The 16,700-nt window shown below is 71.7% G+C and carries 8 protein-coding genes and 2 pseudogenes; 5 read left to right on the forward strand and 5 right to left on the reverse strand.

Annotated elements, in window-relative coordinates:
- Positions 1-101: 101 nt before the first annotated feature.
- Together WMF20_RS21455 and WMF20_RS21460 are read right to left on the reverse strand one after the other, a co-directional pair.
- Entirely contained in the window at positions 102-5,531 is a 5,430-nt protein-coding gene (locus tag WMF20_RS21455; protein WP_437616370.1) for a type I polyketide synthase, read from the reverse strand.
- Complete coding sequence (locus tag WMF20_RS21460) at positions 5,518-10,740, reverse strand: amino acid adenylation domain-containing protein (RefSeq protein ID WP_437616372.1); 5,223 nt, start codon at positions 10,738-10,740, stop codon at positions 5,518-5,520. Before WMF20_RS21460 ends, WMF20_RS21455 begins: the two co-directional genes overlap by 14 nt.
- A 602-nt stretch (positions 10,741-11,342) precedes the next feature.
- On the opposite strand from WMF20_RS21460, the gene WMF20_RS21465 reads away from it, so the two are divergent.
- Positions 11,343-11,765 carry a transposase gene (locus tag WMF20_RS21465; protein ID WP_437616374.1) on the forward strand — a complete coding sequence of 141 codons (423 nt, stop codon included), beginning with the start codon at positions 11,343-11,345 and terminating at the stop codon, positions 11,763-11,765.
- Positions 11,755-12,168 carry a hypothetical protein gene (locus WMF20_RS21470; RefSeq protein WP_433934179.1) on the forward strand — a complete coding sequence of 138 codons (414 nt, stop codon included), beginning with the start codon at positions 11,755-11,757 and terminating at the stop codon, positions 12,166-12,168. Before WMF20_RS21465 ends, WMF20_RS21470 begins: the two co-directional genes overlap by 11 nt.
- On the opposite strand, the gene WMF20_RS21475 is transcribed toward WMF20_RS21470, so the two are convergent.
- Together WMF20_RS21475 and WMF20_RS21480 are read right to left on the reverse strand one after the other, a co-directional pair.
- Complete coding sequence (locus WMF20_RS21475; protein WP_437617149.1) at positions 12,116-12,718, reverse strand: transposase; 603 nt, start codon at positions 12,716-12,718, stop codon at positions 12,116-12,118. The genes WMF20_RS21470 and WMF20_RS21475 overlap by 53 nt on opposite strands.
- A gap of 62 nt (positions 12,719-12,780) precedes the next feature.
- A pseudogene (locus WMF20_RS21480) lies at positions 12,781-12,936 on the reverse strand (hypothetical protein); the annotation flags it as partial.
- A gap of 113 nt (positions 12,937-13,049) precedes the next feature.
- Here WMF20_RS21480 and WMF20_RS21485 point away from each other — a divergent pair.
- From WMF20_RS21485 to WMF20_RS21495, 3 genes and pseudogenes are all read left to right on the forward strand, one after another.
- A pseudogene (locus WMF20_RS21485) lies at positions 13,050-13,235 on the forward strand (sigma factor-like helix-turn-helix DNA-binding protein); the annotation flags it as partial.
- A complete protein-coding gene (locus WMF20_RS21490; protein ID WP_207218010.1) occupies positions 13,232-13,858 on the forward strand; it encodes a JAB domain-containing protein in 627 nt (208 codons plus the stop codon). The pseudogene WMF20_RS21485 and the gene WMF20_RS21490, both read left to right, overlap by 4 nt.
- A 313-nt stretch (positions 13,859-14,171) precedes the next feature.
- Entirely contained in the window at positions 14,172-14,462 is a 291-nt protein-coding gene (locus WMF20_RS21495) for a glycoside hydrolase family 30 beta sandwich domain-containing protein (protein ID WP_437617150.1), read from the forward strand.
- A gap of 25 nt (positions 14,463-14,487) precedes the next feature.
- Here the strand turns inward: WMF20_RS21495 and WMF20_RS21500 are convergent, their stop codons facing one another.
- Positions 14,488-15,672 (reverse strand): poly(ethylene terephthalate) hydrolase family protein, encoded by a 1,185-nt coding sequence (locus tag WMF20_RS21500; protein WP_437616376.1) that lies wholly within the window; start codon positions 15,670-15,672, stop codon positions 14,488-14,490.
- Positions 15,673-16,700: the final 1,028 nt, after the last annotated feature.

Below are 16,700 nucleotides of genomic sequence, written 5' to 3' on the forward strand. Positions count from 1 at the left end.
GCCGCGCGCCCTGGCCGCACTCGAGCCCGCGCGACCGCGCGGGGGCGCCGCCGTCGCCGCTCCACACCCATGGTAAAGAGCCCGCCGGCCGGGCGTCAACATCAGCCCTGATGTCCCGCCGCCTCGAGGGCCGCGCGCAGATGATCGGCCATGACTTGCACGTTCGGCGGCAAATTCATGGTGATGTGATTGCCAGGGACCTCGTGGACAGTGAGCTGGCCCTGGATCAAATCGAGCCATCCCCGCGCCGGGTTGTTCACGGTCATGGCGTCGCGCTCGCTCGCCTCGAAGAAGAGCACGTCACCCGGGTAGGGGCGGGGGACATAGCGCAGCATCGCCTGCAGGTTGGCGGTGACGATCTTGCGGAACGTGGCGAGCTCCTGGAGCGCCAGCTTCGGGAACATCCGGGAGACACCCTTCTTGCGCTGGAGCACGTGGAGCAGCTGCTCGTCCGGGGAGAGGTGCCGGATCTCCTCCGCGGGGACGGGGAGGCTCGCATCGCCGCTGATCAGGTAGGCGAGGCGCTCGGGGGTGTCGAGATCCTCGGGGAACACCGCCGAGGGCGCGGGCGTGTCGATCATCATGAGAAGCGCGACGCGCTCGCCCCCGGAGATGAGCTGGTGCGCCATCTCGAAGGCGACGACCCCGCCGAAGGACGACCCGCCGAGCACGTAGGGCCCCTCCGGCTGGATGTGCCGCCGTACCGCCTCGAGGTAGCGCGCGGCCATCTCCTCGACGCGGGTCAAGGGCGGCGCCTTGCCTTCGATGCCCTGCGCCTGCAGCCCGTACACGGGCTGCGCCGGGTCCAGGCAGGTGGCGAGATCGTGGTAGAAGTAAACGTGCCCTCCGACCGGGTGCATCAGGAAGAGCGGCCGCCCGGTGCCGGGCTTGATCCGCACGAGCGACGCGGGCAAGAGGCGCGCGGGAGAGCGCCTCGACAGCGAGGTGGATGAGGGCGAGTCGGACTGCGCGATGAGCTCGGCCAGGGCCGCCACGGTCGGCGCGTTGAGCAGGCTGTGGCCGGGGAGATCCATGTTCACGACGCTGCGCAGCCGGGAGATGAGCTGGACGGCGAGCAGCGAGTCGCCGCCGAGCGCGAAGAAGTCGTCGTGGACGCCGATCCGCTCGATGCCGAACAGCTTCTCCCACGTCTCGGCGACGGCGCGCTCCAGCGGATCGCGCGGCGCCACGTAGGCCGTGCCGAGGTCGGGCCGCGGGTGGACCGATCTCGGGATGCCCTCGGACTCGACGTCCCGCGAGGGCGGCGCGATCGAGCTGGCCGAGGGGCGCTGCTTAGCCTGCGCTTCCCGCTTCAGGACCAGGACGTGGGGCGTGGGGCTCGTGAGGACGCGCATCCAGGCGTCGAGCGCCTCGTCGCGCGAGATCCCCTCCTCCGCGGCGGCCGCGCCGCCCTCGCTCGAGTCGGCCGCGGGCTCGGGATCCTTGCCGCGCGAGGCGTCCTGCCGCTGCCACGGGTCCCACTCGATCGCGATCGTGAGCGGGCCGTCACCGGCGGCCCGCCGCTGCGCGAAGGCGCCGAGGAAGGCGGTCGCGGCGCACTGGCCCGCGAGGCCCGCCCCGCGGGCGCCCGCGGTCCGCGCGGCGCACAGCGCGACGAAATCGGGCCGGAGGCCCCGGAGCGACTCGTCGAGGACGAGCGCGCCGTCGAGCTTCGGGGCGAGGAGCGCCTCGCCCTCCTCGCGCGTCATGCGCTGGAGGGGCACGGCGCGGCGGGCGCCCGCCGCGTGGATCACGCCGTCGATCCGCCCGAAGCGCTGGAGCCCCTCGGCCACCGCGCGCTGCATGTCGTCGAGCCGCGTGACGTCGGCCGTCACGAGCAGCACCTCGGCGCCCAGCCGCTCCATCTCGAGCACCGCGCCGATCTTGCGGCGTAGCGCGTCGAAGGCGCCCGCGCCGGCGAGGCCGTCCCAGGCCTCCCGGGGCGGGAGCGCCGTCCGGCCCGCGAGCACGAGCTTCGCGCGCGCGACCTTCGCGAGGTGCTCCGCGAGGGCGGAGCCGACGGCCCCGAGCCCGCCGGCGATCAGGTAGACGCCGCCCTCCCGGAGGCGCGGCGGCAGGCCGTCGGCGCGGTCCATGCGCGCGGGCTCGAAGATCCGGACCCAGCGCTCCCCGTTCCGGTAGGCGATGACGGGCTCGGTCTGCTCCAGCGTGACCTCGGCGAGGAGCTGGTCGATGAGCCTCGCCTCCTGCAGCGTCCGCGGCTCCGGCAGGTCGATGTCGACGCTGATGCACGAGACGTTCGGGTACGCCCTGGGGATGGCCTCGCACGGGCCGAGCAGCGTGGCCTTCTCGGGGCAGAGCACGGCCGCGTCGGTCACCTTCTGCATGTGGCTCGTCACGACGCCGAGCCGCACCTCGTCGCGAATCCCCGCGTCGCCGATCCCCTGGGCCAGCGCGACGAGGCTGGCGAACCCGAGCCGCTGGGCCTCCGCGAGGCGGCCGGCGTCGAGCGGCGCGCGCGCGGGCTTGGTCACGCCCCACAGGAACATGATGCGCGAGGGGGACACGCCCGCCGCGCGCAGCGCGCCGAAGAGGGACGCGTGGTCCGCGCGGCTCGCGGGGGCGACGCTGAACTCGCCCTCGCCCGTCTCGGCGAAGCCCTCGCCCGGCCGCACGGTGATGACCTTGTAGCCGTCCCGGCGGAGCCGCATCTCCATCCGGGCGCCCAGCCCGTAGCTGTCGGCGAAGACGACGCAGCACTGCGCCCTGGCCGGCCGGGCCGACGCCTTCATCGACCCCGACAGCACCGAGCGCTTCCAGGCCAGGAGGTGGATCAGGCCGGCCGGCTCCGGCGCGCTGCGCGCCGGCCGGCGCGCGGCGCTCGATGGCGGGTCGATCCAGTACCGCTTCCGCTCGAACGGGTAGGTCGGCAGGGGCACGCGCCGGCGGGGCTCGTGGGTGTAGAAGCCCGACCAGTCGACGCGGACGCCGGAGAGCCAGAGCTGGCCCAGCGTCTCCAGCAGGAACCCGATGTCGGACTGGCGGTGGTGGACGTGCCGGATCGACGAGAGCATCACCCGGCGGGCGCCCCGCGCGGGGTGCTGCTTGGCCAGGGTCGCGAGCACCCGGCCCGGGCCGACCTCGAGCAGGGCGCGCGTCGGATCGGCGAGCACCTCGCCGAGCCCCGCCATGAAGCGCACCGGCTCGCGCACGTGCCTCGCCCAGTACCCGGGGTCCTGCGCGTCGGCCGCGGACAGCCAGGTGCCGGTGACGTTCGACGCGATCGGGATCTTCGGGGCGCTCGGGCGCGCGCGGGCCACGATCGCGGTGAACGACGCGAGCATCGGCTCCATCATCCGGGAGTGGAACGCGTGCGACGTCTGGAGGCGCGTGCACTCCAGCTCGCGCTCGGCGAAGAGCCGGTCGGAGAGCGCCTCGACGGCGTCCTCGGGCCCGGCCACGACGCAGGCGGCCGGCCCGTTGACGGCCGCGAGCGAGAGCGCGCCGCCCCCCTCGTCGAGCAGCGGCTGCACCTCGGCCTCGGGCAGCGGGACCGCGAGCATCGCGCCCGGCGGCATCTCCTGCATCAGCTTGCCCCGCCGGGCGACGATCTTCAGCGCGTCCTCCAGCGAGAAGACGCCCGCGAGGCAGGCCGCTACGTACTCGCCGAGGCTGTGGCCGATCATCGCCGCGGGCCGGATGCCCCACTCCATCCAGAGCGTGGCGAGCGCGTACTCGATCACGAAGAGCGCGGGCTGGGCGAAGCGCGTCTGCTTGAGCAGCTCCGCGGCCGCCGCCTCCCGCCCCGGGGGCGGGTAGATCACCTCGCGGAGATCGAACCCGAGCTCGGGCTGGAGCATGGCCGCGCAGAGATCGACGCCGGCGCAGAACGTGGGCTCCCGCTCGTACAGCTCCCGCGCCATGCCGGCGTACTGCGTGCCCTGCCCCGGGAACATGAGGACGACCGGGCGATCGATGGCCTCCTCGACGTGCGCGAGGACCCGCCGCTCCCCGAGCGTCGACAGCAGGCTCACCGCCTCGTCTGCGTCGTTGCAGACGAGCATGCGCCGGTGCGGGAACGTCTTGCGGCCGACCTGGAGCGTGAACGCGACGTCCGGCAGGCTGACGTCCGGGTGCGCCTTGAGGTACCCGACGAGGTTCTCGGTGATCGTGTCGAGCGCGGTCCTCGTGCGGGCGGAGAGCAGAAGGAGCTGCCAGGACCGCCCGCCGGGCGCCGCCGCCGCGTGGGGCGCCTCCTCGAGGATGGCGTGGGCGTTGGTGCCGCCGATGCCGAACGAGCTCACGCCGGCGCGGCGGGGCCCGTCGCCGGGCTCCCAGTCCGCGAGCGCCGCGTTGACGTAGAACGGGCTATTCGCGAAGTCGATCTCCGGGTTCGGCGTCTTGAAGTGCAGGCTGGCCGGGATCTGCCGGTGGCGGAGCGCCTGCACGACCTTGATCACGCCGGTGATGCCGGCGGCGACGTCGAGGTGCCCGACGTTCGGCTTGACCGAGCCGAGCGCGCACCAGCCCTTGCGCTGGCCGCGGGACCGGGCGCGGAACGCCCGGGTGAGCGCCGCGACCTCGATGGGATCCCCGAGGCGCGTGCCGGTGCCGTGGGCCTCCACGTAGCTGATCGTCTCGGGATCGGTGTTCGCCATCGCCAGGGCCTGCGCGATGACCTGCGCCTGCCCCTCCACGCCCGGCGCGGTGAACCCGATCTTGCCCGAGCCGTCGTTGTTGACGGCCGAGCCCCGGATCACCGCCTCGATGTGATCGCCGCTGTCGAGGGCGTCCTCGAGCCGGCGCAGCACGATGACGCCCGCGCCGTTGCCGACCACCGTCCCCTGCGCCTCGGCGTCGAACGCGCGGCAGCGCCCGTCGGGCGAGAGGATCATGCCGTGCCGGTACAGGTAACCCGACCGCGTGGGGACGTTGATGGCCACGCCGCCGGCCAGCGCCATGTCGCACTGGTAGGTGAGCAGCGCCTGGCAGGCCATGTGGACGGCCACGAGCGAGGTGGAACAGGCGGTCTGGACCGCGACGCTCGGCCCGCGGAGGTTCAGCTTGTACGAGGTCCGCGTGGGCAGGAAGTCCTTGTCGTTGGCGACGTAGACTTGATAGTCCATCGCCTTCCTGAGCTCGTGGTTCGGGTAAAGGTTGCTCAGGAAATACGTGTCGTGGCCGCTCGCGCCCGCGTAGACGCCGATGGTCCCCTTGAACGCCTCGGGGTTGTACCCGGCGTGCTCGAGCGCCTCCCACGCGCACTCCAGGAAGAAGCGGTGCTGCGGATCCAGGATCTCGGCCTCTCGCGGGGTCATCCCGAAGAAGGCCGCGTCGAACCACTCCACCTCGTCGAGCACGGCCCGCGCGCGGACGTAGCTCGGGTCCGAGGCCACCTCCGGGGGCACGCCCGCCGCGGCGAGATCCTGAGCCGAGAGCGCCGCGATCGACTCGACCCCATCGCGCAGGTTCTGCCAGAAGGCGTCGACGCTCCTCGCGCCCGGGAAGCGGCCGGCCATCCCGATGATCGCGATTTGGTCCTCCGGGACGGGTTGATCAAGCGGATCCATTCTGTCTGCTCTTGGCTGCCTGCTTCTTTCGTTTCAGGATCTCTCGCTGCTTCAGCGCCCGGGCGTCGGCCTCCGAGAGGTCGCTCCCGCCGCCGCTGCCGCTCGCGAGGAACGCGGCGAGATCGGTGACCGTCGGGCGCGCGAACAGATCGACGATGGAGAGATCGCTGCCGAACGACTCCCGGACGCGCTCGTGGAGGCGCATCAGGAGCAGCGAGTGGCCGCCCAGATCGAAGAAGTTGTCCTGCACGCTCACGCGCTCGATGCCGAGGACGTCCTGCCATATCGCGGTGAGCCGCTCCTCGAGCGAGCTCCGCGGCGCCACCATGGGCGCGCTCTCGGGGCGGAGCTCGACGGGGGCCGGCAGGGCGCGGCGGTCCACCTTGCCGTTGCCCGTGAGGGGCAGCGCGTCGAGCAGCACGATGGCCGAGGGGTGCATGTAGTCGGGCAGCCGCCGCTGCGCGTGATCGCGGATCGCACGCTCGAGCCCGCCGGTCGGATCCGCCATGAACGGGCGCGCGCGGGCCCCGGCTTGCGCGGGCGGCGCCGTGGCCCTGCCGCCGTGCGGGACGACGTACGCCACGAGGCGCCGGTCGCCCGAGCGCGCCGGCTGCGCCACCACGACCACCTCGCGCACGGCCGGGTGCTCGCCGAGGACCACCTCGATCTCGCCGAGCTCGATCCGGTAACCGCGGACCTTGACCTGCTGATCCATGCGGCCGAGGAACTCGAGCTGCCCGTCCGGCATCAGGCGGACGCGATCGCCGGTCCGGTACAGCCGCCCTCCCGGCTCGCCGCCGATGGGATCGTGGATGAACCGCTCCGCGGTGAGCTCCGGCAGATCGAGGTAGCCGCGCGCGAGGCCCTCTCCGCCGATGCAGAGCTCCCCGGGGACGCCGGCCGGGACCTCGTTGAGATCCCGGTCGAGCACGTGCACCCTCGTGCCGGGGATCGGGCTTCCGATGGGCACCGTGTGGCCGACCGGGCGCTCCACCGCGGCGCAGCAGGCGAACGTCGCGGCCTCCGTGGGCCCGTAGCCGTTGATCATCCGGCACCCCGGGAGCTCGGCGAGGACCCGGTTGACGTGCTGCGGGGACAGGACGTCCCCCCCGGCCACGATCTGGCGCAGGCCGCGCAGCGCCGTGATCCGCTCGTCCACGAGGAGGTGGAAGACGCCGGCGGTGAGCCACACCGTGGTCACCCCGTGCTGCCGGATCACGCGATCCAGGTCGTCGAGCGACGCGGGCGCGGGGGGCATGACGACCAGCCGGCCGCCGTTGAGGAGCGCGCCCCAGATCTCGAACTGCGACGTGTCGAAGGAGATCGACGCGAGCTGCAGGAAGACCTCGTCCGGCGCGAAGCGCGCGTACGTCGTGCCCTTGACGAGCCGGGCCACGCCCCGGTGCGGCACGGCCACGCCCTTGGGCCGGCCGGTGGAGCCCGACGTGTACATGACATAGGCGAGTTGGTCCGGCGTCGCCAGCTCCGTCGGGTTGTCGTCGCGCGCCCGGCCGATCTCCTCGGGATCCGCGTCCAGGCAGAGGACGCGCGCGCGGCACCCCGGCAGCACCGCGCCGACGCGCACCTGGGTGAGCATCACGCGGACCCGGGCCTGCTCCAGCATGAACGCGAGGCGCTCGGTGGGGTAGGTCGGATCCAGGGGCACGAAGGCGAGGCCCGCCTTCAGCACGCCGAGGAGCGCGACGATCATCTCGATCGACCGGTACATGCACACGGCCACGCGGTCTTCGGGCGCGAGGGCGCCCTCGTCGGTGCGCGCGAGGGCCCCCTCGTCGGGGCCGGGCGCGGCCCCGGGCCCCGGCGCCCCCGGCGCGCGGAGGCCGAGCAGGGTGTGCGCGAGCTGGTTGGCCCGCCGGTTCAGCTCCCGGTAGGTGAGCGACGTGACGTTGCCCGCGCCGTCGTCGAAGACGACCGCGACGGCCTCGGGAGAGCGCTCGACCTGGGCCTCGAAGAGGCGGTGAATGCACGCGTCCGACCCGGGGCCGGCCGGGGCGGTGCCCCACGCGCGGAGCGCGCTCCGCTCCTCGGGCGTGAGCAGCGGCAGCGCCGAGAGGCGCAGATCGACGTCGCGCGACGCGCCCTCGAGCAGGGCCTCGTAGTGGCCCGCCATCCGCTCGATGGTGCGGGCGTCGAACAGCGCGGTGCTGTACTCGATGCGCCCGATGATGCCGTCCTCGCGCTCGTCGAGCTCCAGCATCAGGTCGAACTTGGACGCGCCCGTGTCCACGTCGAGCTGGCTCAGGGTCCAGCCCGGATCGAGCGCCGGCACGGGCGGCTCCAGCACGAAGGCGACCTGGAACAGCGGGTTCTGGCCGGGGACCCGCTTCGGCTGGAGCGCCTGCACGACGCTGGCGAACGGCACGTCCTGGTGCGAGAGCGCGGCCTGGCTCACCGCCCGCACGCGCCCGAGCAGCTGCCGGAACGTCGGGTCGCCGCGCAGGTCGGTGCGCAGCACGAGCGTGTTCAGGAAGAAGCCGAGGAGGTCCTCGGTCTCCGGCGGGTGGCGGCACGACGCGGACGTGCCCACGACGACCTCGTCCTGCCGCGCGTACCGGTAGAGCATCGCCTTGAAGGCCGAGAGCAGGACCACGAAGAGCGTGACGCCCTGCTCCCTGGCCAGCGCCTTCAGCCGGAGCGTGAGCTCCCGCGACAGGGCGACGCAGTGGCGGGCCCCCGCGAGGCTCGGGGCGGCCGGGCGCGGCCTGTCGGTCGGCAGCTCCAGGGTGGGCAGGTCGGCGAGCTGTCGCCTCCAGTAATCGAGCTGCGGCTGGAGGGCGCCGCTCAGCTGCTGCTCCCGCTGCCAGACCGCGTAATCGGCGTAGTGGATCGCGCGCTCGGGCAGCGGCGACGGCCTGCCCGCGGCGAACGCCTGGTAGAGCGCGTGGAGCTCCCTCGGGAGCGCGTCGAAGATGGAGACTCCATCCATCAGGATGTGGTGCACCACCACGAACAGCACGTGGTCGGCCTCGTCGAGCCGGACCAGCGTGGCCCGGAGCAGCGGGCCGCGGGCGAGATCGAACGGGCGCCGGGCCTCGTCTGTGGCGAGCGCGACGGCGCGCCCCCACCGCGCCTCGGCCGGCAGCGCGGTCAGCTCGACGACCGGCAGATCGAGCGGCGCCGGGGGCAGGATCTGCTGCACGGGCTCGCCGCCGACGACCGCGACGACGCTCCTCAGGATCTCGTGGCGCCTGAGGAGCTCGTCGAGGGCGCGCCCCAGGACCGGGACGTCGAGGGGCCCGCGGAGGCGCAGGGAGAACGGCTCGTTGTAGAACAGCGCGCCCGGGTGGAGCGAGGCGTGGAGCCAGATCTGCCGCTGCCCGTGCGAGAGGGGGATGGGCCGGTCGCGCGGCGCAGGCCGGATGGCCGCGGCGGCCGGGCGCTGCTTCGGCCGGGGGAGCGACTCCACGAGCTCGGCCAGCGCGGCGACCGTGGGGGCGTCGCACAGGCTCTGCAGGGAGAGCTCGACGCCGAGCGCGCGGCGCAGCCGCGACAGCACCCGCGCGGCGAGCAGCGAGTGCGCCCCGAGGTCGAAGACGTCGTCGTGGACGCCGAGGTGCTCGATCCCGAGCGCCTCGGCCCACGCCGCGGCGATCGCCGCCTCGATCTGGTTGCGCGGCGCGAGGGGCTCGCCGTCGCCGCGATCGGGCCGGGCGGCGTCCGGCGGCGGCAGGGCCGCGCGGTCCACCTTCCCGCTGGGGCCGAGCGGCAGCGCGTCGAGCAGCACGAACGTCGACGGGATCATGACCTCGGGGAGGCTCTCGCGGAGGAAGCTGCGCAGCGCGGGCACGACGGCCCGGGGGGCGGCCGGGGGCGCGTCCGGCGCGTCCGGGCGCGCGACGACGTAGGCGACGAGGCGGCCCTCGCTGGCGACGGCCACCGCCGCGCGGACGGCGGGGTGGCGCCCAAGCGCGGCCTCGACCTCGCCGAGCTCGACGCGGTGGCCGCGGATCTTCACCTGCTGGTCGACGCGCCCGAGGAAGGCGAGATCGCCGCCGGGCAGGCGGCGCACCACGTCCCCCGTGCGGTAGAGCCGGGCCTCCGGGGTGGAGCTGAACGGATCGGGGACGAACCGCGCCGCCGTGAGCTCGGGCCGTCCCAGGTAGCTCCGGGCCAGCCCGGGTCCACCGAGGTAGAGCTCGCCGGCCTCGCCGTCCGGGACCGGGCGCATGGCATGGTCGAGCACGTAGCAGCGCGCGTTCCTGATCGGCCGGCCGATGGAGAGGGGCTCGCCGGGGTCCCGAACCGGGTCGAGCCCGTCGGCCATCGTGGCGCACACGGTGAACTCGGTGGGACCGTAGGCGTTGATGAACCTGCGCCCCTGCGCCCAGCGCGCGGCGAGGTCGGCCGGGCAGGTCTCGCCGGCGACGATGAGGGTCCGGAGCGCGGGCAGCGAGCGCTCCGCGCCCTCGGGGAAGGCGGCGAGCGCGGAGGGGGGGAAGGTCGCGATCGACACCTCCTCCGCGCGCATCCGATCGAGCAGCGCGGGCCCGGGGATCATCTCGGCCTGCGCCCCCATCACCAGGGTGCCTCCCCGGGCGAGCGTCATCGCGATCTCCCAGACCGACGCATCGAAGCTGAGGGACGCGAACTGGAGCACGCGGCAGCCCGGCGCCACGTCGAATCGCTCGGCCAGCGCGCGGGTGAGGTTGGTGAGGCCGCGGTGCGTCAGCAGCGTGCCCTTGGGCCTGCCGGTCGAGCCCGACGTGTAGATGACGTAGGCGAGGTCGTCGGGGCCCGTGGTGTCCGGCGGGTCCTCGCCGCTGAAGCCCGCGGTCAGATCGCGATCGCCGTCCAGGAGGACCACGCGCGCCCCGTGGCGCGGCAGCGACGGGAGCAGCCGCGCCTGGGTGAGCAGGACGGGCGCCCCGGCGTCCTCGAGCATGAAGGCGACCCGCTCCCGCGGGTACGCGGGGTCGACAGGGACATAGGCGCCGCCGGCCTTGAGCGCCGCGAGCAGCCCGATGAGCGCCTCCAGGGAGCGCTCGGCGCAGAGCGCGACGAGGACGTCGCGGCCGACGCCCAGGCTCCTCAGGTGGTGCGCGAGCTGGTTCGCGCGGCGATTCAGCTCCTGATAGGTGAGCCGGTCAGGGCCGAAGGATGCGGCCACGACGCCGGGCGTGCGCCCGGCCTGGAGCTCGAACGAGCGGTGAATGCTGGCGTCCTCGGAGCTGAAGTCGTGATAGGTCATGTCGTGTGTGGTGGCAGGAGTCTCTTCAGGGGCAGAACATCAGCCGCCGTGTGCGAGCCCGAGCAGCGACACGAGGGCGTCACGCATCTCGTTCAGAACCGTCCCAGGAGCACCGGAGTGAGCTCCAGGGCGGCAGCCGGTGACACGGGCGCGCCCCCGACGTTTCAGGAGCGCGGTCGGCACGGATACCATGCTGCATCACACTGGTACTCACGCTTCGATGGGCGAGTCCATCGACGCCGTGGCAGGGTGACGGTCCACAATTCAAGGCTATTCGCAGCGCAGCCGATTACACACAACCGCGGAATGAAGGTCAAGCGGGACGTACGGCTTTTTTCGGCGTGGAGGGGCATGTGGTCGCGGCGCTGCGTCATGAGGCGATCGCTCCCGGCCGGCAGTCGTGGCCCGCGTGGCCCGCGTGGCCCGCGACGACCGCGCCGGGCTCGCACACCGCGACGGAGCCCGCCGCGAACGAGGCGTCGGGAGCACTCGTAATCAGGTGGTGATCGACGGCATTGGCACGGTCCTCGGTCATCCCAAGCGCCGAGAGGCGTTTGCGAGCTACACGCTGGGGCTTCTCAGCGATCTGGAACGCAAGAGCGTTGAGCCGATCGCCGCGTTGGGAGTGTGCCAACGATCCAAGTCGCCGGCGCGAAGCGCAGATCCCTGACGGCATTCAGTTCAAGAGCAAGGTGGATCTGGCACTCGACGCGATCGAGCGCGCTGCGGCCGACAACGTGCCGGGTCAGCTCGTGCTTGCGGACGCCGTCTACGGTCGCTCGGCAAAGTTTCGCGACACCGTGCGCCTGCTCGGCTTCGACTACCCCGTCGGTGTGGACTCGACGACGATGGTCGTCGCCCTCGGTCCCGGCGGGCGCTGGAACAAGACGCCCATGACAGCCGACGAGCTCGCGCGCAAGCTTGGCAAAAAGGCGTTTCGTCGGATCACATGGCGCGAAGGTACGGGCAAGAAGCTCGCGTCGCGGTTCGCCTTGCGCCGCGTTCGGCTCGCCAATGACGATTGACGATGGCATCCCGGTCGAGGAGCACGAACCGCTGTGGCTGCTCATCGAGTGGCCGTTCGGCGAAAGCGATCCCTCGAAGTTCGCGGTCACGACGCTGGGGACCAAGATGTCCAAGAAGCAGATCGTACGCCAGTACAAGGAGCGCTACCGAACTGAGCAGGCCTACGAAGAGATGAAGGGCGAGCTGGGGCTCGATCACTTCGAAGGGCGGCGATTCCGAGGCTGGCACCACCATGTTTCCGTCGTCCTGTGCTGTTACGCCTTCATCGTGGCCGAGCGTGATCGGTCTTTTTTTTCCCTCGGCAGACGCCGAAGGTCACGCCCACCCGCTCCGCTTCGCGGCCTGAGCGTCACTTCGCCGACTCGCTCGCGACCGTTCGCCGCGCGATCGCTCGCGCCTTGATCGCGTGGCTGCCTCGTTGCCCTGCGTGCCACCGCCCGCCGTTACGCCGCAGCGCGCATTGGTTCGTGTCCGCGCCGCGCTGACACAGTAGTGGTAGGCTCTTCTGGCTTCGCAGGGCGCGGTCCGATGCGCTTGCGCGCCAACGTGGGCGACTTGCCGAGGCGAGCACGCCAGCGTACTTGACGGTGTGAAAGCGCGGCGGCGGGACGCTGGCCGCGAGGCGGCACAGGAGCGAGAGCGGATCCATGTCCACCGCGACAGTCCCGTCAGCGAAGGCGCGCCTCCGCGACAGCCGCACCAGGCCGTCCTGCTGCGGCTCGACGCGCTCCTTTGCGATCGGGGGTCGCAGCACGTAACGCAGCAGCGCCTCCCTCGCCGCGGCATGGTGCGCACCGGCGCGCGTCGCTGCGTGCAAGGTGAAGCCGTCGAGCGCAGCGCACAGCGGCTTGTCGTACGCGAGCGCGCTCGGAGAAGACGGCGAGAGCCCGCGGAGCCGTTGCGGGGCGACGACGTATGGCGCGGCTCTCGTCCCGAGACGGCGGAGGCACAGAGCGCTGCCTCGGGCTCGTCGTCCTCCTCGACGTCGTGCTCGATGTCGAGATGCCCGTGCCGCCGGAGGTAATGGAGCATCCGCCCGACGGCGTGCTCTGGGACCTGACCGACCTCGCGCGTTCGCAGGTGACCGAGTTCGTTCCACACGAGCTCGGTGCCGTCTTCGTGATAAGCCCCGTCGAGGAAGACCACGTGCAGATGCGGATTGAGCCGCATGTCGCCGGACGTGCGTTGCACGACGGTCACCGCGCCGCTCTTGACCGCGCCGCACGCGCCTCGCCGCCCCCTCTCCCGAGGCCCGCCTCGTCGCCCGCGGCCTCCTCCGCGCCTTCCACCGTCTCCGCCCCGAGCTTCGCGAGATCCTGTCGCTCGCCGCCACGGGCCTCTCCTCGCGCGAGATCGCCGCCTCGCTCTCGCTCCCGCGCCCCACGGTCGCCACCCGCCTCCGCCTCGCGCGCCGCCTCTTCGCCCGCGCCCTCACCCGCTCTCGGAGGTGGCCCCGATGCGCCCGATGAGCCGCGCCCCCGTCGACGCCCCCGCCGAGACGGCGGCCGAGCTGCCGACCGCGACCGAGGCCGCCCTCCTCGAGATGGTGCTCGGCCTGCCCGGCGTCGGCCCGCGCATCCTCGGCACGGCCGCTCTCCCCTCGCTCGGTCGCCTCTCGCCCGCCGCCCTCGCCGAGCGCACCCAGATCGCGCTCGGTGACGCGACCCGCCTCGCCGCCGCCTTCGAGCTCGGCCGCCGCACCCACGCCGCCCGCGCGCGCCGGGGCGCGCTCCTCACCGACGCCGCCCGCGTGGCGCGCTACTTCGGCCCGAGGCTCGCCTCCCTGGTCCACGAGGAGCTCTGGATCGCCGCGCTCGACACCCACGGCCGCGTCCGCGAGACGCGCATGCTCGCCCGCGGCATCGACGACGGCCTCTACGTCGGCCGCTCCACCGTCCTGCGCACGGCGCTCGACATGGCAGCCCACAGCTTCGTCCTGGCCCATAACCACCCGAGCGGCGAACCGACGCCGACCCGCGAGGACGAAGACATGACCCTGGAGCTGCGCCACCTCTCCGAGGAACTGCACGTCCCGCTCACCGCCCACGTCATCGTCACGCCCAGCGGCCGCTACGCCGCCGTCCACGAGTAGGCCCCCGCGCGGCGCAGCGCCCCTGCGGCGGGGCGCCCCATCCCTGCGCATCCAGCCGCCGGCGCACCGCCCAGGCCGGCAGCCCCGCAAGCCCTCGGGCAGCGGCACGCGGCGGATAGGACAAGCAAACGCGTTCCGCAAAGTCAAGATTCTCGGAGCCGTTCCTGGCTCGTGCAGTCCGACTGTACGAGCTTATCGACAGAACGGGCCTCATGCGATCAGACAGGCCTTCCACTCGTGAAACGCCTGCGATTACCGCGACGTCGCACCAAGCGGAAGGCATCCTACCGTATAGCTGTACACTACTGGCTACATTCGCCCCGGCTACCACCGCGTCGCCGTCACCGGCGTCTTCCCGGAAAAGGTCCTCGTCAGCGCCTACACAAACGACAGCGGCAAAGTCGTCGTCGTCGCCATCAACGAGACAACCTCCGCCCAGACCGTTCCCCTCGCCTTCGCAGGCGGCACCGCGCCAAGCGCGATGGTCCCCTTCGTGACCGCCGCTTCGAAGAACTGGGCCGAAGGAACTCCCGTCACCGTAACGGACGCCACGCTCCCGATGGCCCTCGAAGCCATGAGCGTGACGACGTTCGTGAGTCAGTGAAGCCTAGCCAGATCGGCCCCGTCGCTCAGGGGACCTTCATCAGGGCGTTCTGCTCTGCTTGCACGCGGCCATCGGTGCAGAACTTGCAGTTGTTGCCGTAGAAGAAGTTCCTGTTCGCTGTGTCATCCATCAGATGAACGCGGAACCAGGCCGCGGCCGACGACAGGGACACGCCATTTGCGCCCTGATAGACCCAGCTACCGTGATCCGCGTTGAGCTCGTTGAGGAAAAACGCGGGCTGATCGGTGACCGTCTTGAAGACATCGTGGACCCCGCTGCATTTCACCGTGGAGTCTTTCCCCCCGCAGAAGAACAACATGGGGGTGTGCACTCCCTCGAGGGCCCTGGTGCCGCAAATCGTGCCGAGGGCCGAGAAACGGGGATCGGAGGCCGTCATGCAAGTCGACATGCCCCCGTAGGAATGGCCAAGCTGGCCGATCTTCGTGGTGTCGAGGGCGTGATAGTACGGGCTGCTCGCATCCTCGGCTTGTTCCAAGATCCAATCGAGGCCCGCGGTCGTGGGAAGAGGATCGCCTTCGGCGGTCGCGGTGCTGAGAGAAGCCACCACGACGAAACCGTGGGACGCGAGATGGTTGACGATCGGTCCGTATTGTCCGCACCACTGATTGCTGCCGGCGTTGACGACGCATTTCGGCGGCTTCTGCTCCGGATTGTCCCGGTAGCCATTGGCCCAGATCAGGATCGGATGGCAGTGGCCGCTGGTTGCGATATTGCTCGGGCGGTACACGTTGAAGCGCTGTTGCTCGTCCCCATAGATCGGATCGGGAACGACGCCGGCGAGGGGGCCGACGTTCTTGTCTGCGGTGACCGAGAAGGGGCCCGTCTTGGTAGGATCGGCCGTGGGGAACGGGTCGCCGACGCAGCTACTGACCGAGCCGCCGCTACCGGTCGTGCCGCCGCTTCCGGCATTTCCTTGGCCGCCGCTGCCCGATTGCCCGCCCGAAGCCGCGCCACCCGTGGCCCCACTCGAGCCGCCAGCCCCACCACTGGATGCGCCGCCGCTGGATGCGCCGCCGCTTTCGGCCGTTCCCCCAGAACCCGTCGCACCACCGGAGGCCGTGCCCCCGCTGCCCGTCCCACCGCTGTCCGTGCCAACCGCGCCCCCGCTCGCGGCAGCGTCCCCATTCGATCCGTTACCACACGCCGCGGTGGAAACGCACACGCCCAAAGTCAGTAGCCAACGCCTCATGGTGACTCTGTCCTCGCCCAGCCGCTCAGCGTCGTCAAGCGCTTTGGCGGATAGGACAAGCAAACGCGTTCCGCAAAGTCAAGATTCTCGGAGCCGTTCCTGGCTCGTGCAGTCCGACTGTACGAGCTTATCGACAGAACGGGCCTTATGCGATCAGACAGGCCTTCCACTCGTGAAACGCCTGCGATTACCGCGACGTCGCACCAAGCGGAAGGCATCCTACCGTATAGCTGTACACTACTGGCACCAAGCGGAAGGCATCCTACCGTATAGCTGTACACTACTGAGCTCGTCCAAACGGCCGCCGTCGCGGTTCGCGGCGCGTCGTGATGGCCGGCGCACGCACCTCAGGGCAGACCTCCCCCCGGCCACGTCGTCGAGCAGCGTCCCTCCCCTTTCAGTTTCGTCACGCGGGGTCCGCCGGGTACCGCGCGCGGCACTCCAGCGGCTCGGCGAACAGACCGAGGTGGCTCAAGATCTTCCTCGCCGTCGCCTTGTCCGTGATCGCGGCCATGAGTCGCATCCGCCCGCTGCATCGCGGGCACGCGAGAACATCTACTGCGTAAGTCCGCCGCAAAAGCTTCGCCCATTCGACGCGAGGCGACATCGCCAGAAGGAGCCCATCCAGCAGCCGATCAAGATGCCGGACCGAGATCCCCTCCGACACGAATCCAACATCAGCCCACGGCAGTACAGCGCCCAGCGCAGTCGACACCCGCTCGCGCTCGACCGCGCCATGCACCATCGTCAGCAGCGCCCCAACCGCCACGTCCCGAGCGCCTCGCTCCGACACTGCCGACGGCGCCGCCTCGCTTCGCTCGTCTGCGCGTAGGTAAAAGAAGCCGGATCGCAGCGCGAAGCGCGTCGGTAAAAGAAGCCGGATCGCAGCGCGAAGAAGTGTAGCGCAGTAAACCGAAAGGGCAGGCCGGGAGCGACCCCTTGGACGCGCTGAGCCTGGAAGCCGAGCTCCTCCGCCTGGGTGCGTGCGAAGAGGGCCGGGCCTGGGCCCGGGGCAAGGCGCTCGCCGA

The organism is Sorangium sp. So ce834 (genome assembly GCF_051521425.1).
GTDB lineage: Bacteria > Myxococcota_A > Polyangia > Polyangiales > Polyangiaceae > Sorangium > Sorangium cellulosum_D.